Here is a 25071-nt window from a genome sequence, read left to right as displayed (position 1 = left end):
TAACCTAGATATACGGAATAAATTGTATCTTTAGGACTTAAATAGTATCGCAATGGGTAAAATAAAAAATATAGTATTCGATCTGGGGGGCGTTATCATAGATTTGGACCGGGATGAACCTGTTCGTCGTTTAATAGAGATTGGGGTCAAAGATGCCGATGGATTGATAGATCCTTACGAACAAAAAGGGGTTTTTCAAGATCTGGAGACCGGAAAGATCGGAGTAGAGGAGTTTTGTCGCTATTTACGGAAGTATACGGGTAAAGACCTTTCTTATGAGGATATTTGTTGGGCTTGGTTTGGCTTCATTGGCGGCGTTCCCCAATATAAATTGGACTACATATTAAAACTCCGTGAGAAATATCAAGTCTATTTATTGAGCAATACAAATCCGATCATACAGCTTGAATGGGCACAGACAAAAGAGTTTACGCCGGCGGGCCGTCCATTAAATGATTATTTCGATAAATTGTATCTCTCTTATGAGATCGGTGTCACGAAGCCGGATCGTGAAATTTTTGATCGCATGATCTTGGATTCAGGAATCAAACCAGAGGAAACATTATTTGTAGATGATGGTAAGAATAATATCGTAGTGGGGCAGGAACTAGGGTTCCATACCTATCAGCCTTTGAATGGAGAGGATTGGAGAGGGAGGCTCGATGAAATACTCTCAAAATCATAGGATCTCTATTCCTCTTAATTAAATCTATATCATTGAAAATGACAAATACTACTTTAAATTTGGAAGAACTACTCTGTGGTGTAAACGAGCTAGTCGATACGCTTTGGATCGTCACATTAGGTAATGAAAAGGTTGAGATAATCAAAGATTCGATGACTCCCGAAAGGGAAGGAGAATGTTTGGATTATACGGAACTTTGCCAGACTTACATTCAAGAATATGTATATCCTGCGGATTTAGGGAAATGGGAGGAGATCTTATCCTTGAATTCATTGCGGCAAATGGCGGCTAGCGGCGTAGCGAATAAGAAGTTCGACATGCGTTTCTGTAATGATTTGTTTGGGTTTGAGTGGCATGAGGCTTTTATTCGTATCTTGAAAGATAAGAGTGGAATTCCGGATCGTGTCATTCTTTTCAGCCGCTATGTGAATCATTGTCGCAAGGCACAGATCGTAGAGGCTGCCGTTCAGACTGAGTATGATTATGTCGTTTATATAGAGGCAAACACGAATAGCTATGTCATGTATACTTCCAATCGTGAAAGTGGGACGCCGGTCCCCCCGATAGCGAGTAATGACTATGAAAAAGAGGTAGCCGAGTTCCACCACAAATATGTGCCGGAGGATCAGCGAGATGAGTTAACCCGAAATCTTTCCCTAGATCATGTCTTATCTGTCTTACGAAATGCCCGTGAGTATGTCTTGTTCTGTCAGGTGATGGAGAATGGCGTTTTTAGGGATAAGAAGATGCGTTTTAGCTTTTTCGATAAGGAGAGGAATATACTTCTTTTGACCCGGACCGATATTATGGAGGTTCGTGAGGAAGAGCGGCAAAGGCAATTACTTCAAGATGCCCTACAAGTGGCTAAATCGGCAAATCAGGCTAAATCGGATTTCTTATCCCGTATGAGCCATGATATACGTACTCCGATGAATGCCATTATCGGTATGACCACTATCGCCAGTATGCATATCGACGATCGGGAGCGTATAGTGGATTGCTTGAAGAAGATTATGGTTTCTTCCAAATTGTTATTGAACTTGATCAATGAGGTCTTGGATATGTCTAAGGTAGAGAGCGGACATATTTTGCTGACAGACGAGGAGTTCGATATGGGCGAGTTATTGCAAAGCGTAATTACTATGGTTCAGACTTCGGTCAGTCAGAAGTTTCAGGATTTCCGGGTTCACTTGTTTCAAGTCAAACATGAAAAGCTGATTGGCGATGTGCAACGGATTCAGCAAGTATTGTTGAATTTGCTGTCGAACGCCATAAAGTATACGCCGGACTATGGGAAAATAACACTTGAGATACGGGAAAAGCCAATTAAAAATGGTAATTATGGTTTATTTGAGGTTACGGTTATAGACAATGGTATCGGGATAAAGCCGGATTTCTTACACAAGGTTTTCGAGCCATTTGAACGTGCGGAAGACGCAACCCTGCGGAATATACAAGGAACCGGCTTAGGCATGGCAATAAGCCGTAATATCGCTCATATGATGAATGGTGAGATTCAGGTGGAGAGTGAATATGGCAAAGGTTCCGTTTTTACATTTACGATGCAGTTGAAATTGCAGGATCAAGGGTGTTTTGAGGATGATCATTTAAGGGATTTACCGGTTCTCGTGGTAGACGATGATATCGTGTGTTGCGAGAACGCATGTATGAGGATTAACGAGATCGGTATGAAAGGCGAGTATGCCATTTCTGGTGAGGAGGCTATCGGGAAAGTAGAGAGGGCACATCATCTTAATGATGACTATTTTGCCGTTATCCTTGATCTGAAAATGCCGGGAATGGATGGGATCGAGACCGCTACCCGTATCCGAAAAGTCGTTGGCCGGGATATTCCGATCATTATTCTTTCCGCTTATGATTGTCCGCATTTTGAGGAAATAGCCCAACGAGCCGGTGTCGATGGATTCATAAGTAAGCCGTTGATGAAATCCAAGTTATTTTATTTGATGAAAAGTTTCGCTATCAAGCAAGAGAAAAAAGAGGAAGAGACGGAGAAGCCTCAATATCCTTTCGGTAACTTTGAGGGTAAGCGGATCTTGCTGGTGGAAGATAATAGCTTGAATAGGGAAATAGCGACTGTGTTGCTAGAAGAGACCGGTGCGGTGGTAGAGGAGGCGGAAAATGGCCTTGTCGCGGTGAATATGGTAAAAAACTCTAGTCCGGGATATTATGACTTGGTATTTATGGATATCCAGATGCCGGTCATGAACGGGTACGACTCTACTCGCCATATTCGGGCATTAGAACGTCCGGATATCAAGTCCATGCCGATAGTAGCCATGTCTGCGAACGCATTTGCGGAAGACATCAAGTTGTGTAAAGAATCCGGAATGAATGAGCATATCGCTAAGCCGATCGATTTCGGGAAGGTTCTTGAGATCTTAGAGAAGTACTTGTAGATATAAGGATATAAAAAAGGCCGTATCCTTAGCTAAGCGCTATCAGATACGGCCTCTTTTTTTGTGTTATTTACTGGATGCCACGTTCTCTCAAACGTTTCTGCCAGTTCCATGCGGATTGCAGGGTGTCGGCTAAAGTCTCCTTGGCGGTCCAGCCTAATACCTTATTCGCGTGCTCCGGATTGGCCCATACCTTCTCGATATCACCTTCACGACGGCCCACGATCTTGTGCGGAACCTTAACGCCTGTTGTCTGCTCGAAGGTATTGATCAGTTCAAGGACAGAAACACCATTGCCGGTACCTAGGTTGAATATCTCGATATGCTCATCAGACTTATTCTCAAGCATACGGTCCATAGCGATTACATGTGCTTTCGCCAAGTCTACGACATTGATATAGTCACGGATGCAAGAACCGTCTGCTGTATCATAATCATCGCCGAATACGCTTAGTTCCTTGCGGATACCCATAGCCGTCTGTGTCAAGTACGGGATCAAGTTCTGGGGAACACCATTCGGCAACTCGCCGATCTCTGCGCTTGGGTGAGCGCCTATCGGGTTGAAGTAGCGCAAGATGATGCTCTTGAAAGGCGCTCCTGCGTGGATCGTATCCCGGATAATCTCCTCGTTGATCTGCTTCGTGTTTCCATAAGGAGACATAGCGGGTTTGATCGGGGCATTCTCGGTTACCGGCAAGTTCTCCGGGTCCGGTTGTCCGTATACCGTACAAGAGGAAGAGAATACGATACCTTCGATATTGAATTCAGGCATCATCTCCAACAAGTTCACCAAAGTGACAATATTATTGCGATAATACTTCAAAGGCTGCTGTACGGATTCTCCTACCGCCTTGCTAGCGGCGAACAAGATAATGCCTTTGATGCCCGGATGAGCTTCCAATGCCTTGCGAGTACCTTCCTTATCCTTTAGATCCAATTGGATAAACTCCGGACGGATGCCCGTGATTTTCTCGATACCATCGAGCACCTCGATATTCGAGTTTGACAAATCGTCGATAATGACTACCTCATATCCGGCGTTCTGCAATTCTACTGTGGTGTGTGAGCCGATATAACCGGTTCCGCCCGCTACTAAAATCTTCTTTTTCATTCTAGTGTTCATTTAGATAAGTTTGTTATACGATACCCGAGAATCCCATAAAAGCCATAGCTAGCAAACCGGCCGTTATCAAGGCGATAGGAGTGCCTTTCATGCCTTCCGGAACATGCGTCATGGCTAGTTGCTCCCGAATACCCGCGAAGATAATCAAAGCTAGCGCAAATCCAATAGCGGTCGAGATAGCATATACCACAGATTCTAATAAATTATACTCTTTTTGGATTACAAGGATAGCCACACCCAAGATACAGCAGTTCGTGGTGATCAATGGAAGGAATACGCCCAACGCCTGGTAAAGGGCGGGAGAGACCTTCTTCAATATGATTTCCACCATCTGAACCAAGGCGGCGATGATCAGGATGAAACTGATCGTCTGCATGAACCCTAATCCGAAAGCGTCCAATATGTATTTTTGCACGAGGAATGTAACAATCGTGGCGATCGTAAGCACGAACGTAACGGCGGCTCCCATGCCTGCGGCAGTCTCCACTTTCTTAGATACCCCCAAGAACGGACAAATTCCCAAGAACTGTGCCAGTACAACGTTATTAACGAATACGGCGGCGATAAATATCAATATATATTCCATATGATCCGTTTATTATGCTTTACGCAGTTTGTTTACTATTGCTACCAGATAACCCAAGGCGATAAACGCTCCCGGAGCCAATACGAAGATCAGCGAACCGTATTCCTCGGGCATCAAGGTTACGTTGAATAACTTACCGGTTCCCAAGAACTCACGGCAAGCGCCCAGCAGCGTAAGAGCCATCGTGAAACCAAGTCCCATTCCGATACCATCAAGGGCCGACGGGATAATTCCGTTCTTCGCGGCGAAAGCCTCGGCACGTCCTAGTACGATACAGTTTACCACGATCAACGGGATAAATAATCCTAAGCTAGCGTATAAAGCCGGAACGAATGCTTCCATGCACATCTGCACTACGGTCACGAACGTCGCGATCACAACGATATATCCCGGGATACGCACCAAGTCGGGGATTACGTTTTTCAAGGCGGAGATCACGATATTCGAGCAAATCAATACGAACATCGTAGCCAATCCCATACTCATGCCGTTGATGGCCGAAGAGGTCGTTCCCAAGGTAGGACACATACCTAACAGTAATACAAATGTCGGGTTCTCCGTGATGATACCATTCATCAATATTTTTAGATTACTCATTGTTCTGTCCTCCCTTTTTATTTGTTATCAGTTGAAGTGGCACCCGTTAATCCGTCTACGCCTGCGAATGCGCTATACGCACGGTTCACGGCATCGAGGAACGCACGGCTGGAGATGGTCGCTGCCGTGATAGCGTCCACGTCGCCACCATCTTTTGTTACTTTTAAGCCTCCGTCCGGAATCGTACGTCCCAAGACACTTTGCTTGTTCTTGTCCGCACGGAACCATTCTTGCATCTTGGCTCCCAAGCCCGGAGTCTCGGCGTGTTGCAATACGGAATAGTTCAAGATCTTGCCATCCATATCGAAACCTACGATAACCCGTATCTCACCGCTAAAGCCTTTTTTCGTGTTACTCTCTACGGCTCCGCCAACGACTTGTCCGCCTTTCTTGGCAGGATAAATCTTGAGGGAATCACCATCGGAGGAGACGGCCATATAGATGTCCTCAGTCGGTTTGTTGTCGAACTCGGGAGCAACGGCTTTAATCGCTTCCTCCAAGGCGGTCGCTTTAGCTACCGCTATAGGGCCGGCGGTAAACTGGTTCACTCCGGCTAGGATCGCCCCTGCTACCAAGCAAATGCCTGTTAGTGAAAGGAGCATATTGGGTAATGTTGATTTTAATTTTGCCATGCTTACTTTCCTCCGAAATGTTTAGGTTTGATATAGCTGTTGATTAGCGGAGTAAATGCGTTCATGATCAGGATAGCGAACGACATACCTTCCGGGTAAGACCCGAACAAACGGATCACCGTGGTAAGGATTCCGATTCCCACGCCGTAGACAAGCATTCCGTTCTTGCTCATCGGCGAGGTTACGTAGTCGGTCGCCATAAAGATGGAGCCTAATAACAAACCGCCGGATAATAAGTGAACAAACGGGCTGGCGTATTGTACCGGATTCACCAAGTGCATGATGCCCGTGAATACGAATACGGTAGCCAAGATGGATACCGGGATCTGCCAAGTGATGATCTTTTTCCATAGCATGAATAAAAGACCGAGGATCAAGGCCACGGCGCTCACTTCACCGAGACTACCTCCCATAGCTCCTACAAGCATGTTCCCGTAAGACGGAAGCTCGGTCACGCCTTCGTTCATCAACGACAATACCGTTGCGCCGGTCTGGGCATCCGTATAAGTCATCGGGAAAACGTTCAAGGCATCTACCACCGGCCAAGTCGTCATCTGTGCCGGGAAGGAGATCAATAAGAATACACGTCCGACTAACGCCGGATTGAAAATATTATTACCTAATCCACCGAAAGACATCTTGCCGATGCCGATCGCCGCCAACGCTCCGATAATAATGATCCAGACCGGAAGGTTGGAAGGTAGGTTGAAGGCCAGCAATACACCTGTCAGGATAGCGGAGCCATCGCAAAGGGTCGGTTCCTTTTTCATCAGGAATCGCTGGATCAAATACTCGAATATCATACAGGCCAGAACCGATACGACCGTAACGATCAACGCTCCCAGACCGAAGAAATAAAGGGATACCAAGAAAGCCGGGATAAGGGCAATCAGTACACCATACATATTTTTGCTTATGCTGTCGCCACCATGGATGTGGGGCGAGGGCGATACGTATAAATTATTTTCCATGTTGCTCTTGTTTTATGACTTTCTAGACCGGATAATACCCATAACTTTTCCTTTACCCAACCGGATCTGATCCAGCAACGGACGGTTGGCCGGACAGGTATAACTACACGACCCGCACTCGATACAGTCGGTGATATAGTTCTTCTCCGCCAATTCCCAATTCTGGAATTCCGTGGCGTTCATCAATAGGGTAGGGTTTAATCCCATCGGGCAGACACCTACGCATTTGGCGCAACGGATGCAATCCCGGATCGGCTTGCGGACAGACTCCTCTTTCGTCAGTAATAAAACGCCGGAGCTTCCTTTGCAAACCGGCACCTCGGCGCTGATCAACGCTTTACCCATCATCGGTCCGCCACCGATAATCTTACCCGTATTCTCGGGCAGGCCACCTGCGGCCTCGATCAAGCAACTGATCGGGGTTCCCATACGAACCAAGAAATTGGAAGGATTAGCTACCGCCTTACCCGTGATCGTCACCACACGCTCGAACAACGGTTTATTCTTTTGTACCGCCTCGTAAACGGCATAAGCAGTTCCTACGTTCTGTACCACGGCACCCGCCGAGATAGGAAGCGCACCACTTTTTACCTGACGGCGAATAACGGCGTCGATCAATTGTTTCTCGCCTCCTTGCGGATATTGTACCTTAAGCGGCATGATCTCTATACCTTTATAATTTACCGCCAACTTTTGCAGATGGGCGATAGCGTCCGGCTTGTTATTCTCGATACCGATCACGGCCTTGTTCACGTTGACCGCTTTCATTAGGATCGTGACACCGACTAGGATTTGCTCGCCTTTCTCCAGCATCAACGAATGGTCGGAAGTAAGATAAGGCTCACACTCCACGGCGTTGATGATTACGATCTCTGCCTTGTTTCCGGGAGGCGGCATCAATTTCACCTGCGTAGGGAAAGTCGCTCCACCCAGACCGACGATACCGGAAGCGGCGATCTTATCCACGATTTCCTTGGAAGACAGCGCACACTCCTTCACTAAGGTCTCGCTGCGGTCGATCGTCTCTTCCCATTCATCACCTTCCACATCTATATAGATAGCGGGACGTTTGTATCCGCTAGCGTCGAGAGCGTTATCTATCTTGTTCACTTTGCCGGATACGGAAGAGTGGATGTTCGCTGATACGAAACCACCCGCCTTGGCTAGCAATGTACCCACCTTTACCAGATCCCCTTTCTTCACCACGGCCTGCGCCGGGGCGCCGATATGCTGGCTGAGGGGGATAATCACCTGTTTAGGCGTAGCGAGAGCCGTAATTTTCTTACCGGCAGACAGTTTATTCTCGGGGGGATGTATACCTCCGATTCGAAATGTCCTTAGCATACTATTAGATTTTAATTTAGATTTGTTTTTTCTTCACTTGTAGCTTTCGGAGCGGCTTCCGGTTTCACGGTAGCCTCTGCCTTCGGCGCCGGTTTCACGGTCTCCGCTTTCGGAGCGGGAGCGGCTTCCTTGCGAGGAGGGAAATTCAGCTCATGAATAGCTCCTGTCGGACATACAGCCACGCATTTGCGGCACATCCGACACTTCGTATAATCGATATAAGCTACGTTATTTGTTACGGTGATTGCCTCGAACGGACATTCCTTGGCACATTTGCCACAGCCGATACAAGCGTTGGCACAAGCCTTGCGAGCGGCGGCTCCCTTGTCCTTATTTACGCAAGACACGTAAATCCGGCGTGATTTAGGTCCTTTCTTTCTTAGCTCGATGATATTCTTCGGGCAAGCCTTCACACAAGCACCACAGGAAGTACATTTTTCCTCGTCTACCTCGGCGATTCCCGTAGCCGGGTTGATGTGGATGGCGTCGAAAGCGCAGGCGTTCACGCAGTCGCCATAACCTAGGCAACCGAAAGAACAATTCGTCTCGCCTCCGTAAAGGGTAGAGGCGATGGCGCAACTTTTCGTTCCATCATAAGAGTTTGTACGTGGGCGGGCCTGACAAGTTCCGTTGCAACGGACAACGGCTACCATGGGTTCGGCTGTACCCGCCTCTTTACCCAGTATCGTAGCGACCTTGGCCATGACCGGGCCACCACCAACGGGGCAGAGCAATCCGTCTAATGAGTCAGCTTTTACGCAAGCACCCGCAAATCCGGCGCAACCCGGATAACCGCAACCTCCACAGTTCGCTCCGGGGAGGACTTCCTGTACTTGAGCGATGCGAGGATCTTCATAGACTTCAAATTTCTTGGAAGCAGCGTAGAGGAAAACCGCTCCGACCGCCCCGATTGCTCCTAATGAAATAACGGCAATTAAAATCATGATATATTATCAATTAAGTTTTTTCAAAGTAAATATAAATCGTCTTTTTAGTTTGTCACGCATTAAGTATAGTATACAGTAATAAGGCAGTAAAAGCGATAAACCGGTTAACCCGCTCGTGGTCTCGTCCCATTGTAGATTCGTACCGATCACGATGGCCCCCACGACTATCACCAAAGGAATGACAAATGCCAGCAATACGGCCTGAAGCCCCATGGAATTTTGTCCGCATATTATCACTTCCTCGTTTACGTGAAACCGTCCCGACCGATCGGGTACCTCAATGATCTTATCCTTTTTCTCGGATGCCGAGCACATAGACTGTGCGTGGCATCCCGAGCATGCGGATTGTTGGGTAATGCGGACGAAGACGGTGTCGCCATCGATCTTCTCTACAAATCCTGTATGATTTATACTTTCGCTCATATTTGTAATCTCGACATTGCAAAATCAAGGCAAAAGTAAGTATAATTTAGAAACTATGTCACGATTAACAAAGTTTATTATTCGAAATCTTAAATCCTAGCTTACCATTTGTAATTAAAACCGAAACTTAACAACTCATTAAGCTGGAAATAACTCTTATTATCCTCTGTTTTTTCCACTCCATCGTCGTATCTAAGGTGAAAATAGATACGTGTGGAGAAAAAGCGGCTGATGGCCAGAACCAAAGTATTCTCGAACTCCCCGATGGTATGATCGCCATAAGTGGTAAAGAAATAAAGACGGGATTGCCAGCTTACGTTACGGTTGAAATCAAAGGCGAGGTCTGCACGGATCGTGGAACCTATTTGGCTTAGCTTGTTATTGAACTCACCGGTTTCCTCGTTTTTCTTGAAACCGTGACGGCTATAATCGATCTCTTGTGTCGTATACATATATGTATAGGAGATCGGCGCCAAGTTGGTACTGAATTTAACCTTCTTATGCTTGTCGGTAAATTGTTTCTCCAGCTCGTATTTCATACCGAGACCGAAGTTGATAGAGAACGGGGCAAGGAACGCGGCCTGTTTGATGTGCTCGTTCTCTTGATAGTTGGTGAAGAACTGGGTCTTGAACTCAGCGTCGAACGTATAGTACCATTTGTTGAACGCTTGGTAGCCGACGTTGCTGTGTATACGGAATACGTCGTCACCGATCTTATAGTTCCTTAAGGTATCCTTCGGTGCCGTATATACGCTGGCTTTGAATTCCAGTTCGTTCGTTACTTGTACCTTATCTTTCTTATAGTCGTATTTTAAATTGTTCTTGGTGAACAGGTTCAAGTTGCTACTTCCACCCTTGTACCAGTTCTCCGAAACGTAGTTCTGGGAGAATTGGACGGCGCTCTCGAAGGCCGATATCCAGTATCTCCGCTCCGGGATGAAGCGGGCGGGAGCGTCTACGTCCTCAAAATTGGCATCAGCCTCCACCTTGATCGGCAAGTCCTCATAAATATTCTTCTTGATGAATTTAGGTTTGATCACCTCATTGGGCAGATCCCTCTCGGAGTAGCGGAAATAAGTCGGGTAATTGTTCTGCACATATTTGTAAGCCATCTCCTCGAACTGTTTGTTTCGCTCCAGATCTTTGAAGATGGAGTCTGTCCGGTATAAGTTATCATAGGGAGTCCTCTCCTTCAATGAATCGAAGTTATAGAATATCAAGTTTTTGGGTAGATAATCTCCCCGGAAAACGATCGGCATGAATAAAGGGTTTACGATCACGGTGTCTCGGAAGGTCATCGTATTATCGAAAGCCGTGGAGGCGTCTCGTACCAGACGGGCCCAATACATCGCCTCGTCCGAGATCTCCAGTTCGTCTTTTTTCAAGAAACGCAGTAAATTCGTGCTTGGGGCCAAGGGCGCCGAGTAAGTCTTGTTTTGTTTCTCGAATTGTTTACGAATGTCTACGATGTTGTCTAATTCCTCTTCGCCAAGATTGATCGCAGGAATCGTATCATCCGATACGACTTGCTGTGCGGGACGTTGAACTATCGTTCCGGTAACTAGTTGGTTCTCTTGGCTGTATGCCGAGCTCCCAATTAGTGAAAGTAATAATAGCGCATACACACCATGCCTCTTCATCATCATAATACCTTATTTACATCTATTAGTTGTAGTGGTCGCAAAATTAGCTAAAAAGAATGATATACAACATACGATTTGATATTTATCTGGGTAAAAGTTACGATCACTGAGGCAAAGCAGGTGTGTCTAGCGAGGCTTATACGGACTTGCCTCAGTACTCCGCAGGAAGTACTGGAATACTTCGGTCAAAGTACTTCAGTACTTCCTGCGTAGTACCGAAGTAATTCCATGAGAAGTACTGTCTTTAGTGCCGTGCTTCGGGTCGGGAATCGGAAGAGTCCTGCCGAAGCACGGGGCAGTTCTGGAGATATTCAGCGAGAAATAAAAACATTAAATTTGGCATGTCTCGATGAAAATCGCTAACTTTGCGGTTTCGAAATGCAGGTGTGCAATTAAAAAGATAACTAAAATATTACTATCGTGGCAGATACAAAGTACATTTTCGTTACAGGCGGCGTGGTCTCTTCCTTAGGTAAGGGTATTATTTCCGCTTCTTTAGGTAAGCTCCTTCAAGCAAGAGGTTACAAGGTTACTATCCAAAAATTTGATCCTTACATCAACATCGACCCGGGTACGTTGAACCCTTATGAGCATGGGGAATGTTACGTGACCGTTGATGGACATGAGGCTGACTTGGACTTGGGCCATTACGAGCGTTTCCTGAATGTCCAGACTACCCGTGCGAATAATATCACTACCGGACGTATCTATCAAAGCGTGATCAACAAGGAGCGTAAGGGGGATTATCTGGGTAAGACGGTACAGGTGGTACCTCATATCACGGATGAGATCAAGCGTAACGTGAAATTATTGGGTAGCAAGTATAAATTTGACTTCGTGATCACCGAGATCGGTGGTACGGTGGGTGATATCGAGTCTCTGCCTTTCATAGAGAGCGTTCGCCAGTTGAAATGGGAGCTGGGCAAGAACTGCCTTTGCGTACATCTTACTTACGTGCCTTATATCGCCGCGGCGAAAGAGTATAAGACGAAGCCTACGCAACATTCCGTGAAGCAATTGCAGGAGTTAGGCATCCAGCCAGACGTGTTGGTTTTACGTACGGAGCATGAGCTGAATGCGAACTTGTTACGTAAGGTGGCGTTGTTCTGTAACGTGGCCGAGGATTCCGTGATCCAGTCGATCGACGTACCGACGATCTACGAGGTTCCTTTGGTATTGCAACGCCAGAAGATGGACGAGGTGGTCTTGCGTAAGGTCGGTATGGAAGTCGGCCCGACTCCGGAGTTGAAGCCTTGGAAGGAATTCCTTGCCTTGAAGAGCACGGCTACGGATACGGTGAAGATCGGTTTGGTTGGTAAATACGTGGAATTGCAAGACGCTTATAAGTCGATCGACGAGTCTTTGTTGCAAGCCGCTATTTACAATCATCATAAACTGGATTTGCATTTGTTCCATTCGGAGAAATTAAATAACGAGAACGCCGCCGAGCAATTGAAGGATATGGATGGTATCTTGATCGCCCCCGGATTCGGGCAGAGAGGTATCGAGGGCAAGTTTGCCGCTATCAAATACGCTCGTGAGCATGATGTCCCTTGCTTGGGCATCTGCTTGGGTATGCAGTGCATGGTGATCGAGTTTGCCCGTGACGTATTAGGTTTGGCGGATGCCAACTCTACGGAGATGGAGCCGAATACGGCACATAAGGTGATCGACTTGATGGAGGAGCAGAAGAACGTTACCAATATGGGAGGTTCCATGCGTTTGGGTGCTTACGACTGTACGCTGAAAGAGGGCTCCAAGGTATTGGAGGCATACGGCAAGGAGCATATCCAAGAGCGTCATCGCCATCGTTTCGAGTTCAACAACGAGTATAAGAAGCAATATGAGGCCGCCGGTATGATGTGTACGGGTGAGAATCCGGAGACAAATCTGGTAGAGGTGGTAGAGATCCCCGCCTTGAAATGGTTCGTGGGCGTTCAATATCATCCGGAGTACAACAGTACCGTGGTGAATCCGAATCCTCTTTTCCTCAGCTTCGTGAAAGCTGCTATCGAAAATAAAAAATAATTGGTGATAAATGGATAAAAACACATTAATAGGTTTTCTGCTGATCGGTGTCGTATTATTTGCGTTTAGCTGGTTCAACCGGCCAACGCCTGAGCAGTTGGAGGCGCAACGTCGTTACCAAGATTCAATCGCGAAGATTGAGTATGCCCAGCAACTGGAATTGCAGAAACAAGAGAACAAAAGTGCTTTAGTGGAGGATTCGTTGGAGAACGTGCCGGACTCGGTAAGGGCGCAACGTTTGCAGCAGAGCTTCGGCGTATTCGGCGAAGCTATGGTGGGTACGGAAGATTACACGACCCTGCAAAATGACTTGGTTGAGCTTCGTATCAGCAATAAGGGCGGACGTATTTGTTACGCACGCTTGAAGGAGTATGATACGTATAATGACGAGCCTCTCGTTTTGTTCGACGAGAAAGAGTCTAATTTTAATTTCACGTTGGTCACGGCTACGAACCGTGTCGTGAATACGAGCGATTTGTATTTTACCCCGGTTAAAGGGAATGACCCGAATTCCGTGATCATGCGTTTGAACACCGGCGAGGGTAGTCATCTGGATTTTACCTATACCTTGAAACCGGATGATTATATGGTGCAATACCAGATTCTGGGTACGGGATTGAACGGTGTCTTGGCACCGAGCACGAATGCCTTGGATTTATTGTGGGAGCAGGATATCCGCCAACAGGAAAAAGGACGTAAGTTTGAGGATCGCTACGTGACCTTGAACTACAAGTTCATGGCGGACGACGTGGAACACCTGAGCGAGTCGAAGAGTGACAGCAAGCAGATCCCGAACCGCTTGAAATGGATCGGTTATAAGGATATGTTCTTCTCTACCGTATTGATCTCGCAAGAGGGCTTTGAGGCTACTACCTTAGACTCGAAAGCGATTCCGGAGGGGGATGTGTTGAAACAATTCAAGACGACCGCTTCCGTACCTTTCGACTTGCAAGGTAAGGAGGCCACGAACCTGTCCTTTTATTTCGGACCGAATAAGTTCGCCTTGTTGAAGTCCTTCGATAAAGGTGTCGTTGCCGAGCAGCAACTGGATCTGGAGAAGTTGGTTCCGCTAGGCTGGGGTATCTTCCGCTGGGTGAACCAATATTTCGTGATCCCCTTGTTCGACTTCTTGGGTAAGTTTATCCATAATTATGGTATCTTGATTCTTTTGATGACTATCATCGTGAAGATCATCCTTTTCCCGTTGACGTATAAGTCTTATATGTCGTCCGCCAAGATGCGTGTATTGCGTCCGCAAGTGGAGGAGATCAACGCTAAGTATCCCGGACAGGATAAGGCTATGGAACGGCAGAAAGCGACGATGGAGCTATATAGCCGTGCGGGGGCGAGCCCAATGAGCGGTTGCTTGCCGATGTTGTTGCAGATGCCGATCTTAATCGCTTTATTCATGTTCTTCCCGTCGGCGATCGAGTTACGTCACCAGAGTTTCCTTTGGGCGCACGACTTGTCTACTTACGACGCTATCTTTAGCTGGAATAAATATATTCCGATCATCACTCCGTATTTCGGAAATCACATCAGTTTGTTCTGTTTGTTGATGACGATCACGAATATTTTTTATACCAAGTATAATATGGAGATGACGAATACCGGGCAGCAACAGATGCCGGGCATGAAGGCCATGATGTACATGATGCCGTTGATGTTCTTGGTGTTCTTCAACCAGTATGCTTCCGGTTTGACGTATTACTATTTCATCTCTACGTTGATCACAATCGTGCAGACATTGATCTTCCGCTATACGATCAATGAGGATAAATTGTTAGCTAAGTTGGAGGCAAACAAACGGAAACCGATGAAGAAATCCGGTTTCATGAAACGTCTGGAAGAGGCTCAACGAGCACAGCAGGAGACGTTGCGTAAACAACAAGAGGCTAAGAAAAAACGATAGGATAATAGTAATTGTTGTCCTTGAAAAAGGTCCCTTTATCTGCTTATTGGTAGATAAAGGGATTTTTTTTGTATATCTTGGCTTCTCTACTTGAAAAACAAGACGTCTTGATCATGATTCTATTTGTTTATTTGTATTTATTCAAAACTTTTTGTTTGTTTGCATTGTTTTGTATTCAAAAGATTGATGAGGAAATTGATTTTTTCTATATTGAGGAAATAGGGAGGTTATAAATAAGAGATTTTGTCAATGACAAAAAATGAACGATCGCTTCAATGGGTAATAGCGGGAATATTCTTCGTAGTATGCTTTGCTTTCTTTCAATGGATTTACCCAAACCATTTGTTCTTCAAAGAGCAGATGAGGATTTTTTTGTATACCACCGATTATTTTATCTCGTTCTGGGATGAGCCGGCCTGGTTGAGCTGTTATGTGGGGAATTTCTTGATACAGTTCTTCCATTTGACTGTGATAGGTCCGTTAATCGTGACGTGCGTGTTGTTGCTCTTATGGTATTACTCTATGCGGGTTTTACGCAAGTTCGGAAATGGTAATATGGTCTCCATATATGCGTTGTTTCCGGTAGCGTTAGAGTGGGGATTGATTTGCCGGTTGTCGTATAGTATAGCGTCTACGCTTACGTTGATTTTCGTGCTATGGCTCTTCTTGGGATACATCCGGATTAAGAATAAGAGAACGTCCGTTTGGGTGGCTTTTATACTTCTTCCCATAATTTATAGCATGGTCGGTAGCCGGCTGTTTGTCTTCTCCTTGATGGTGATATTCTATGAGGGAGCCAAGAATAGGAAACGGTGGTGGTTCTGGCTTTCTCTTTTGTTATCGAGTTATTTATATCCGTTGTTCATGCGTCATTTTTATGGATTGAGCATTGAGGAGGCCTATAAATATTCCCATGTGGATGGCTTGAGCGTATATTTCCCCGCTTTAGCGTTGATTCTAGAGATATTCGCTTTGGAGATTAAAAGTATACGTAGGATACGTCTGAACCGGCATAGCTTGCTTATTACCTTTTTAGTCGTATTTGGATTCTTTTCATTTGTTATAGCGGGTACGAACCGGAAGCGGGAAAAGGTTCTGGCAGTAGACCAAGCGATCTATAGGGGTGATTGGGAGCGAGTCTTGGATTTGTCTGCCGGATTTGATTCTCCCGATATCTTGGTAAGTTATTATAGGAATATCGCTTTCTCCAAGAAGAACGAGTTGCCCCAGAATTTGATGGATCATTATCAACGAGGGGCGGACGCCTTGTTCTTACCGATCGATTTGAGGTCTTCTATACTTCCCGTGTTTTTCAGTAATGAGGTGTATTATCAATTGGGAGATATGGATATGGCCCGTCACCGGGCGATCGAAGGAATCTTGTTCAGCCCTAAACAAAGAAGCGTACGGCAGATCAAGCGGCTGGTGGAGATTGATATGCGGCGAGGGGATATTGAGGAGGCTAGAAAATACCTGAACCTATTGGACGCGACGTTATTTTATCACTCATGGGCAAGGTCGAAGGAGGAACAGTTGAAGGGTGAGGAGACCTTGTCGATGGAGAAACGTTTGCCGAGGAAAAGTGATTGGGAGCGAGAGCACGACATACTAATGTCCATATCCGATTATCCGGGCGTACTGTCAAGTTTGGTGGCGGAATATCCGGAAAATAAACAGGCATTGGATTATTTGTTGTGCTATTATTTACTGAACGAGAATTTGAATAGTTTTAAGAATACGTTCGATACTTATTATAAAGGAAAATTTGAGGTTGTACCCCGTTTGTACGAGGAGGCTTTGGTACAAGTCTTATCTAAAAGCTCGGACGAGGAGGTGGACGGTTATCAGATACCTCAAGATGTTATCGAGGATTACCAAGATTACATCCATTGTAAATCGGGTAGAAAAGCAAAGGAGGAATTACGAGAACGTTATTCCTCCACCTATTGGTACTACTCTGACTATATTCATTGAATAATAGTGTAAGTGATCAGCGGTTCGCAAGGAAGGCTAAGGCTTTCTCCATGTCCTCCGGTGTATCTATACCGATCGTTTCTTGCTCTGTGATGCCGACCTTGATTTTATATCCGTTTTCCAACCAGCGTAATTGCTCAAGGCTTTCCGCCAGTTCTAAAGCGGATTGAGGTAATTGGGTGATTTCTTTCAGCACTTGCGCACGATAGGCATATAACCCGATATGTTTGTAAAAGGTATGACTCGGCAACCATTCCGTATATTTCTTGCCCCGGATATAAGGAATAATAGATCGACTGAAATACATAGCCTCGTTGTTTTTGTTGAGTACGACTTTCGGGGAATTGGGATTGAATAGGGTACTCTCGAAATCATCGTCCGAACGGAAAGGCTTTACCAATGTCGCTATTTGCGTGTTTGCGTCGGCGAAGCAGGTTTTGATCGTCTGGATTTGCTCGGGATGGATAAAAGGCTCGTCACCTTGGATATTGACAATCACATCATACCCTTCGCCTATTTTCTGATAAGCCTCGTAGCAACGATCCGTACCGCTACGATGTTGATCGGAGGTCATGACGACTTGGCCACCGAAGGCTTTAACCGCATTCTCTATCCGGATATCGTCGGTAGCTACGCAAACGGAGTCTAAGACATCCTTTACTTGCTCATATACACGTTGTATCATGGGCTTTCCGTTCATATCCGCTAATGGCTTCCCCGGAAAACGGGTAGAGGCGTATCTCGCCGGAATAATTCCTATAAACTTCATCATTCTATATCGTTTTGTTAACTGGTTACTACTTTTCCTTCGCTTAACTGGATCAACTTATCCCGTTCGCCTACGATCCATACGATATCTCCTTCCTCGAAAACCGTACTGGGAGGCGGATTCTTGATCGAGCTACTTCCACGTTCGATACCGATTACCAAACAAGCGGCTTTATCACGGATACCGGACTCTATGATGGAGCGGCCAATCAATCGGGAACCTTCCGAGATAATGATTTGCTCCATGTTCATCTCTTCCTTTCTTGTGTTCGATTGCTCGGCGTATGATTTCTTGTAGCGTTCCTCCAGATATTTCCTAAAGTGCTCCAGATCATCATCGGCGCCAACTACTACCAGTTTATCGAACGGGTAGAGCCGCTCGTCTCCTCCTGGTATGTTGATTCGCTTCTCTCCCCGGATAATCGTTACGATATTTACGTTGCACTTTTGCCTGAAGTTTAATTCTTTCAGGCTTTTTCCCATACTGGGGGAATTCTGCTTCACCTCGAAATCCGCTAAATGGAGATCTCGTTCTAATAAGTGGTTCGCGAAACGCTGGTTGATCGGGGCTTTTCGCTCTTGTTCCACTTCCCTCGCTACAAGGTTACTGAAAAAATGCCGTTCCATCAGGATCGACTGCCTCTTTAGCCGTTTGGAGAATATCATTAATACGATAACGGCGGAAGCGACCGCTAGCATAATTCCTAGCGCAGCATTCAATAACCGTGCGACAGGAAGCATGACGAGACCGATACAGAGCAGGATTCTGAGGATCACGAGTGAGACTAGGGGACCCCGGTTATATTTATTATCGTTCCATAATTGCTGGAACTCCACGGAATGATTCTTTTTCATCATGATCGCCCGCAACATCGGGGAGATCAGAGCTAGGATTAAGATCAAGGAGATTAGATTTCCTTGGATGCCGGGCAAATGTTTGCAGATGAACGGAGTCACGATTTGTAGCCATAAAAAGATAAGTACTAGGCAGACGGCGGTATAAGTACCGACGATGCGGATCAAGGCTTTTAGTAACTTATTCCATGCGCTTTTTTGACGGATCGTATTGGAACCGGATGAATATCGCTCCAAGAACTGTTTCCAATTCTCCGGTATGATCCGCTTCGCCCATTTGTAGGCAGGTTCCGCTAGCCGGATCATATAAGGTGTGAAGAATGTCGTGATCACGGATACGGCGACAACGATCGGATACAGATATTGATCCGTCACGTTTAATGATAGTCCCAAACCTGCGATGATGAAGGCGAATTCTCCGATCTGCGCTAACGAGAAACCAGACTGGATGGCTATTTTTATCGGTTGTCCGGACAGTAATACTCCGAAGCTGGCGAAACAAATCTGTCCGGCCATGACTACGAGCGTGATAATGAAAATCGGGATTTTATACTCCCAGAGCATCTGAGGATCGATTAACATGCCTACAGACACGAAGAAAATCGCTCCAAATAAGTCTTTTACGGGTTTTACCAAATGCTCGATCCGTTCAGCGTCAATGGTCTCGGCCAAAATCGAACCCATGACAAAAGCTCCGAGAGCCGATGAGAATCCGGCTTTTGTGGCGATCATAACCATACCAAGGCATAGCCCGATGCTCACGATCAACAGAGTCTCCTCATTTAGGAAGCTTTTTGCCTTTTTCAGAAAAGAGGGGATCAAATAGATCCCGACGACGAAACAGAATAAAAGGAAAATGCCTAATTTGACTACGCTATCCAGCATCTCCATGCCTTCCACGTGTTTACTTACCGCTACGGTAGAAAGTAATACCATTAATAATACGGCGAATAGATCCTCTACCACCAAGATACCGAATACGACACCGGCGAATCGTTGGTTACGCAATCCCATGTCGTCGAATGCCTTGAAGATAATTGTCGTGGAAGACATCGATAACATACCTCCGAGGAAAAGACTGTTCATATGTCCCCAACCCAGTGATAAGCCCGTGATATATCCCGCTGTCATCATACCTATAACAACGGTTATGGCTCCAATGACGGCGGTTCCTCCCACCTTCATCAACTTCTTGAAACTGAAATCGAGCCCCAAAGCGAATAACAGGAAGATAACGCCTATATCAGCCCAGATACGGATACTTTCCACATCTGTAACTGTCGGTATTTGCTCGATGGAAGGTCCGGCGAGTATTCCGGCTACGATATACCCCAATACGACCGGTTGCTTTAACTTTTTGAATAACAGGGTAACCAACCCGGCGGATATGAGTATGACCGCAAGATCTGATATTAGCGCAGGTATCTGAGACATCGTTTATTGTTTTTTCGATTGCCAAAGTTAGGTATTTATTTTAATTTTGTGTCTCAAAACAGAAGCCAAAATGAAGAAGAAACATCCGATTGAAGCGCTTATAGAGCAAGGGGAACATCAACAACTTGATTTTAAGTTTGAGGTGAGCGACAGCAAGAAGATCGCCCGGACGTTGAGTGCGTTCGCGAATACAGATGGCGGGCGTCTGCTGATTGGAGTGAAGGATAACGGCGCTATTTCCGGTGTGAGAAGTGAGGAGGAATATTATATGATCGAGGCTGCTTCTAAAATGTATACGCATCCCGAGGTGCCGTTTACAGCTAAGCGCTGGGATGTCAACGGGAAGACCGTATTGGAGGTCTATATCGCCCCAAGCGATGAGAAACCGCATACGGCACCGGATAAAGACGATAAATACAAGGCCTATATCCGGGTTGCGGACGAGAATATATTAGCGAACGAAGTCCTCATGCAAGCATGGAAGAAGCAGAAAACCAAAGAAGGTACATTGCTGAAAATAAGTAAGCCCGTCGAGATCCTGTTTTCTTGGCTCGACGAGCATCCGTATATCAGCATAAAGCAGTTTTGCCATATCGCCCATATCAATTATTATGCGGCCCGTAACATCCTAAGTGATTTGATGGCTATGGGAGCGATGGAATATGTCGTGATCGATAAATGTATTGCCTATAAACGGATCGCATAGACTCGTTTATAGGTTGATTACATAGACTTGCGCGCTCTCGAATCTGACGACTTTGATAGGAGTCCCTTTCTCGATGAAGCCAGACTCCGATACGCCGTCATACAACTCTCCCTCGATAGATACCTTACCCGAAGGACGTAAAACGGTAGCGGCCGTGCCCTCTTTTCCGATCAGTTGTGTCAAATTGGGGCTGGATACCGCTTTTTCCAAATCAGCGTTTAATGCCATTTTCTTTAGCGGTCCTTTATGTCCTATTTTGTTGGATAACCATATCACTAGCGTGAATCCGATACCCAGACCTAATAGAACCGTTAAAGCGGCTCTGCCCGTATCCATTCCAGATACGTTTTGAAAATCAAAAACAGTATTGTTCAGTAAGCTCATTGTAAGTCCGCCGACCACGAGAATAATTCCACTTATCCCCGCTATGCCAAAGCCCGGGATCACGAATATCTCCAACATTATTAATATAACGCCGAGAATGAATAACAGGATTTCCCAGTTTTCAGCCAACCCGTCCATGTAGAGAGGAGCGAAGTAAAGGATAGCCGCTACTATCGCGGCAGCGGATGGAAAACCAAGCCCCGGGGTTTGCATCTCGAAATAAATACCACCGATGATAATAATGATTAATAAGCCCTGTATTACCGGACTCATAAAGAAACCTTTTACATTATCGAACCATGAGGGTTCATAACTTTTAATCTCATAGTCCTTACATCTGATATATTCTGTGATTACTTGATCCGGACTCTCGGCGATGCCATCGCAATAACCCCATTTGAGTGCTTCTTGAGAGGTAAGTGTCAATACTTTACCACTATCGATGAGGTTGGGGACGATCACTCTGTCATCGACCATCGCTTCGGCGATTAAAGGATCTCTTTTCCATTTATAGATCGTGTCGCCGTTTTGTATAAGCGTATCTTTCCCTTGCGCCTCAGCCGTCGAACGGATCATGGAACGCATATAAGATTGATATTTATCAGGTAGAGCCGCACCCGTTTGATTGACAACCGTTGCCGCTCCTATATTCGCCCCTTTCCGCATATAGATTTTCTTGCATGCTATGGAAATTAAAGCACCTGCTGAAGCTGCGTTATTATCGATAAATACATATACCGGTATGGGACTATATAAAATAGCCGTTCGCATAGAATCGGCAGATTCCAGTAATCCGCCGTATGTGTTCATATGCAATAAGATGGCATCGGCGCTCAATTGCTTGGCCTCTGATAATCCGTTATGGAGATAAATCCACGTGGTGTTATCGATCTCTTTTTTTATATCAATCGTATATATTAAGGACTTCTCTTTAGCCTCCGATTGAAGAGAGATTGCAAGTATTAATACTATAGCTGTTAATATTGTTAATAAACGTTTCATCTTGTTTGTATTATATTCGTTTTTAATATTTGGTTGAAAATTGTAACTGGCTTGTTGTAAATGTTGATTTTTGTAACTTGTGCAACTTGTAAATAATACTCATTTTCAGTAAGATTTACAACAAAAATATTAAGTTACGATTTTTAATATTAATATTTATCAAAGAACTGTATATCTCCATTTTTAATTTATATATTTGTTGCATCCTTCAATGTTTGAGGGATAATACTTATACAGTATTAAACTTTATTTAACTAGTAACAATATGAATGCGTTGCAATTTCAGAAAAAATTATTGAGCATGCAAGAAAACATGATGAATTTTGCGCTTATGCTTACAGCGAATAGGGATGATGCCCAAGATCTGATGCAGGACACAACGCTGAAGGTTTTAGACAATCAAGAAAAATTTGTAGACAATATCAATTTTAAGGGCTGGGTCTTGACTGTGATGCGTAACATTTTCATTAACAATTATCACAAGATCGTTCGCACGCAAACTGTCGTAGATCAAGGTGTCGACTTATATAACTTGGATGTCGTGAACGATTCAGGTTTTGACTCTCCGGATGGCGCTTATCAAATTCAAGAGATCACGAAAGCGATCAACGGTTTGAACAATGAGTTGAAGGTTCCATTCTCTATGTTTTTGAGTGGCTATAAATACAATGAGATCGCTGATAAACTGGATGTTCCTCTGGGGACGGTTAAGAGCCGTATATTTTTCGCTCGACAAGAATTACAAAAAGTTTTAAAAGATTTTCGTCAAGGATAAAATTTACTTTATATAAAAGAAGCCGTCTTTAACAAAAGACGGCTTTCTTTTTATTCGGCCGGTTGGTATAAATATCTCTTGATACTTCTTTTGGGTGTTTTCTCGAATTCTTCTTGATACAGCTTGAAACAGGTGATTTTACTGTAATTCGGCATCTCCTCGTTTACTTGGTCAATGTTGGTCTGCATCAACTTCTCGATTTCGGAATGTTGTATACCTGCCTTATCTACTTGCTCCCAATCGGGATAGATGAGGGCGACTAGTTTACCTCCTTGGGAGATGATGAGCGATTCTGCTACATATAGCATATTATTCAAGCGATCCTCGATCTCTTCCGGATAGATATTTTGTCCGCTGGGGCCTAGAATCATGGTTTTACTACGGCCGCGGATATATAAAAATCCATCTTTATCGAGGGTTCCCAGATCGCCGGTACGCATCCATCCGTCAGGCATCATAACGGCTTTTGTAGCCTCCGGATTCTTGTAATAACCGAGCATCACGTTCATACCCTTCACCAATATTTCTCCCACCTTGTTTTCCGGGTCCTCTGAATCGATGCGGACTTCCATACGGTCGACGATACGTCCTACGGAACCGGGCTTAAACTCATCCCATTGCGCATAGGAGACTAGCGGGCCACATTCGGTCATCCCGTAGCCTACGGTATATCGGAAATGGATGGAATGAAGGAACGTCTCCACTTCTTTATTGATAGCGGCTCCTCCGATAACGATCTCCCCGAAGTTCCCTCCGAAAGACGCCGTTAACTTGGCGGAAATGGTATCCAGCACTTTCTGGTCTATATAGGGGACTTTCAAGAGCAATTTAATCAAAGGCTTCTCCAGTTCGGGGAATACCTTGTTTTTGATGATTTTCTCGATAATCAGAGGTACGGCTAGGATCAGCGCCGGCTTGATTGTCGTAAAAGCTTCCGCTATGATTTTCGGGCTGGGGGTACGTGTGAGGAAGTGTACATGGCAGCCTTTATTCACGGAATTCAATACCTCGAATGCCAATCCGTACATATGGGCCATCGGAAGCATACATACGATATTATCTCCCGGATGGATGAACGGTAAATTGTCGTAAGCGAATTGCGTATTACTCCATAAGCTCCGATAGGGGATCATAACCCCTTTCGAGAAACTGGTGGTTCCGGAAGTATAATTAAGTACCGCTAATTCTTCCGGCTTTTCCACGTGATACCGAACATCGTTCGACGTGAATGAACGAGGGTACTTTTTACCGAAATATTCATTGATCCGGTCTCTTACTACCCGGACTTCTTTGCTTTTACTGTGAATGATCGAGAAGTTATCCAGCATCATGAACAGTTTCACGTCGGGCATCATGCGTTCATTCATATTCTCCCAGTTGCTGGAAGCGGCAAGGACTGCCTTTGCCTCGGAATGATTTACGATATGATGTATATTATCCGGTTTGAATTCATGTAGGATAGGCACGGCTACGGCTCCATAAGCCAAGATCCCGAAGAAACAGATCGCCCAGTTGGAGGAGTTCCGTCCAACTAAAGCCACCTTATCCCCCTTTTTAATGCCGGCATGCTCTAGGATAATATGAAATTTCTCGATTCGACGAGCTACATCTTTATAATGGAAGGTATGTCCATTATAATCGGAGAACGCCGGGAGATCCCAATGCTCCTTGATGCTATTCTCTATGAGTCCTAAAAAACGATTCTCCATACTAATTTATTTATCAAATAACCATATGACAGGGTGGAAAGTTGTCAAAAGCCAAAGATAGTGCCTTTTCTGTAAATTATGAGTTTCAGTCTGCCGGAAACTGAAATATTCTTTACCTTTCCTCTATAAATCAAGTTCACGTTAGGAAATAGT

At 45.2% G+C, this 25071-nt stretch carries 20 protein-coding genes; 7 read left to right on the top strand and 13 right to left on the bottom strand.

The features are described 5' to 3' along the window. The first annotated feature begins 52 nt into the window (after positions 1–52). Positions 53–685, top strand: a complete 633-nt coding sequence (locus DWX33_RS16010) for an HAD family phosphatase (protein ID WP_057329219.1) — start codon at positions 53–55, stop codon at positions 683–685. Between the two features lie 38 nt (positions 686–723). Then, positions 724–3105: a hybrid sensor histidine kinase/response regulator gene (locus tag DWX33_RS16005; RefSeq protein ID WP_122380665.1), complete on the top strand. Its 2382-nt coding sequence runs from the start codon at positions 724–726 to the stop codon at positions 3103–3105. A gap of 70 nt (positions 3106–3175) precedes the next feature. On the opposite strand, the gene galE is transcribed toward DWX33_RS16005, so the two are convergent. The 9 genes from galE to DWX33_RS15960 form a co-directional block, all read right to left on the bottom strand. Beyond that, complete coding sequence (gene galE, locus DWX33_RS16000; protein WP_005855657.1) at positions 3176–4216, bottom strand: UDP-glucose 4-epimerase GalE; 1041 nt, start codon at positions 4214–4216, stop codon at positions 3176–3178. A 25-nt stretch (positions 4217–4241) separates the two neighbouring features. After that, on the bottom strand, positions 4242–4814 hold the full coding sequence (rsxA, locus tag DWX33_RS15995; RefSeq protein ID WP_005855659.1) for an electron transport complex subunit RsxA: 573 nt from the start codon (positions 4812–4814) through the stop codon (positions 4242–4244). A gap of 12 nt (positions 4815–4826) precedes the next feature. After that, positions 4827–5411 carry an RnfABCDGE type electron transport complex subunit E gene (locus tag DWX33_RS15990; protein ID WP_008771709.1) on the bottom strand — a complete coding sequence of 195 codons (585 nt, stop codon included), beginning with the start codon at positions 5409–5411 and terminating at the stop codon, positions 4827–4829. Positions 5412–5428: 17 nt separating this feature from the next. Next, on the bottom strand, positions 5429–6043 hold the full coding sequence (locus DWX33_RS15985; RefSeq protein WP_122380664.1) for an RnfABCDGE type electron transport complex subunit G: 615 nt from the start codon (positions 6041–6043) through the stop codon (positions 5429–5431). Positions 6044–6045: 2 nt separating this feature from the next. Next, entirely contained in the window at positions 6046–7014 is a 969-nt protein-coding gene (locus DWX33_RS15980) for an RnfABCDGE type electron transport complex subunit D (protein ID WP_005855664.1), read from the bottom strand. 12 nt (positions 7015–7026) lie between these two features. Continuing rightward, a complete protein-coding gene (gene rsxC / locus DWX33_RS15975; RefSeq protein ID WP_005865372.1) occupies positions 7027–8358 on the bottom strand; it encodes an electron transport complex subunit RsxC in 1332 nt (443 codons plus the stop codon). A gap of 11 nt (positions 8359–8369) precedes the next feature. Then, positions 8370–9302, bottom strand: coding sequence for a Fe-S cluster domain-containing protein (locus tag DWX33_RS15970; protein WP_122379115.1), 933 nt, complete (start codon positions 9300–9302; stop codon positions 8370–8372). 9 nt (positions 9303–9311) lie between these two features. Next, positions 9312–9728, bottom strand: coding sequence for a SoxR reducing system RseC family protein (locus tag DWX33_RS15965; protein WP_008780945.1), 417 nt, complete (start codon positions 9726–9728; stop codon positions 9312–9314). Between the two features lie 101 nt (positions 9729–9829). Further along, positions 9830–11374, bottom strand: a complete 1545-nt coding sequence (locus DWX33_RS15960) for a DUF3078 domain-containing protein (RefSeq protein WP_121962406.1) — start codon at positions 11372–11374, stop codon at positions 9830–9832. 417 nt (positions 11375–11791) lie between these two features. Here DWX33_RS15960 and DWX33_RS15955 point away from each other — a divergent pair, with 417 nt between their 5' ends. The 3 genes from DWX33_RS15955 (at position 11792) to DWX33_RS15945 (ending at position 17285) form a co-directional block, all read left to right on the top strand. After that, entirely contained in the window at positions 11792–13399 is a 1608-nt protein-coding gene (locus DWX33_RS15955) for a CTP synthase (RefSeq protein WP_005865380.1), read from the top strand. Positions 13400–13409: 10 nt separating this feature from the next. Beyond that, the gene (gene yidC / locus DWX33_RS15950) at positions 13410–15311 is read left to right on the top strand and encodes a membrane protein insertase YidC (protein ID WP_122380663.1); all 1902 of its coding nucleotides are present in this window, start codon (positions 13410–13412) and stop codon (positions 15309–15311) included. Positions 15312–15560: 249 nt separating this feature from the next. Then, positions 15561–17285 (top strand): DUF6057 family protein, encoded by a 1725-nt coding sequence (locus DWX33_RS15945; RefSeq protein ID WP_122380662.1) that lies wholly within the window; start codon positions 15561–15563, stop codon positions 17283–17285. A 16-nt stretch (positions 17286–17301) separates the two neighbouring features. On the opposite strand, the gene kdsB is transcribed toward DWX33_RS15945, so the two are convergent. Beyond that, positions 17302–18054 (bottom strand): 3-deoxy-manno-octulosonate cytidylyltransferase, encoded by a 753-nt coding sequence (gene kdsB / locus DWX33_RS15940; protein ID WP_005865386.1) that lies wholly within the window; start codon positions 18052–18054, stop codon positions 17302–17304. A 17-nt stretch (positions 18055–18071) separates the two neighbouring features. Next, entirely contained in the window at positions 18072–20342 is a 2271-nt protein-coding gene (locus DWX33_RS15935) for a cation:proton antiporter (protein WP_122380661.1), read from the bottom strand. Positions 20343–20412: 70 nt separating this feature from the next. On the opposite strand from DWX33_RS15935, the gene DWX33_RS15930 reads away from it, so the two are divergent. After that, on the top strand, positions 20413–21048 hold the full coding sequence (locus DWX33_RS15930; protein ID WP_005865390.1) for a helix-turn-helix domain-containing protein: 636 nt from the start codon (positions 20413–20415) through the stop codon (positions 21046–21048). A gap of 6 nt (positions 21049–21054) precedes the next feature. On the opposite strand, the gene DWX33_RS15925 is transcribed toward DWX33_RS15930, so the two are convergent. Then, positions 21055–22434 (bottom strand): nodulation protein NfeD, encoded by a 1380-nt coding sequence (locus DWX33_RS15925; RefSeq protein ID WP_122380660.1) that lies wholly within the window; start codon positions 22432–22434, stop codon positions 21055–21057. 265 nt (positions 22435–22699) lie between these two features. On the opposite strand from DWX33_RS15925, the gene DWX33_RS15920 reads away from it, so the two are divergent. Continuing rightward, on the top strand, positions 22700–23209 hold the full coding sequence (locus DWX33_RS15920) for an RNA polymerase sigma factor (protein ID WP_005855686.1): 510 nt from the start codon (positions 22700–22702) through the stop codon (positions 23207–23209). A gap of 50 nt (positions 23210–23259) precedes the next feature. On the opposite strand, the gene DWX33_RS15915 is transcribed toward DWX33_RS15920, so the two are convergent. Beyond that, entirely contained in the window at positions 23260–24918 is a 1659-nt protein-coding gene (locus DWX33_RS15915) for an AMP-binding protein (protein WP_005855687.1), read from the bottom strand. Positions 24919–25071 lie beyond the last annotated feature (153 nt).

The organism is Parabacteroides sp. AF19-14 (assembly GCF_003635485.1).
GTDB classification, from domain to species: domain Bacteria; phylum Bacteroidota; class Bacteroidia; order Bacteroidales; family Tannerellaceae; genus Parabacteroides; species Parabacteroides distasonis.
The sequence above is the reverse complement of the archived record's forward strand: the minus strand, read 5'-3'. Positions and strand labels throughout refer to the sequence as shown.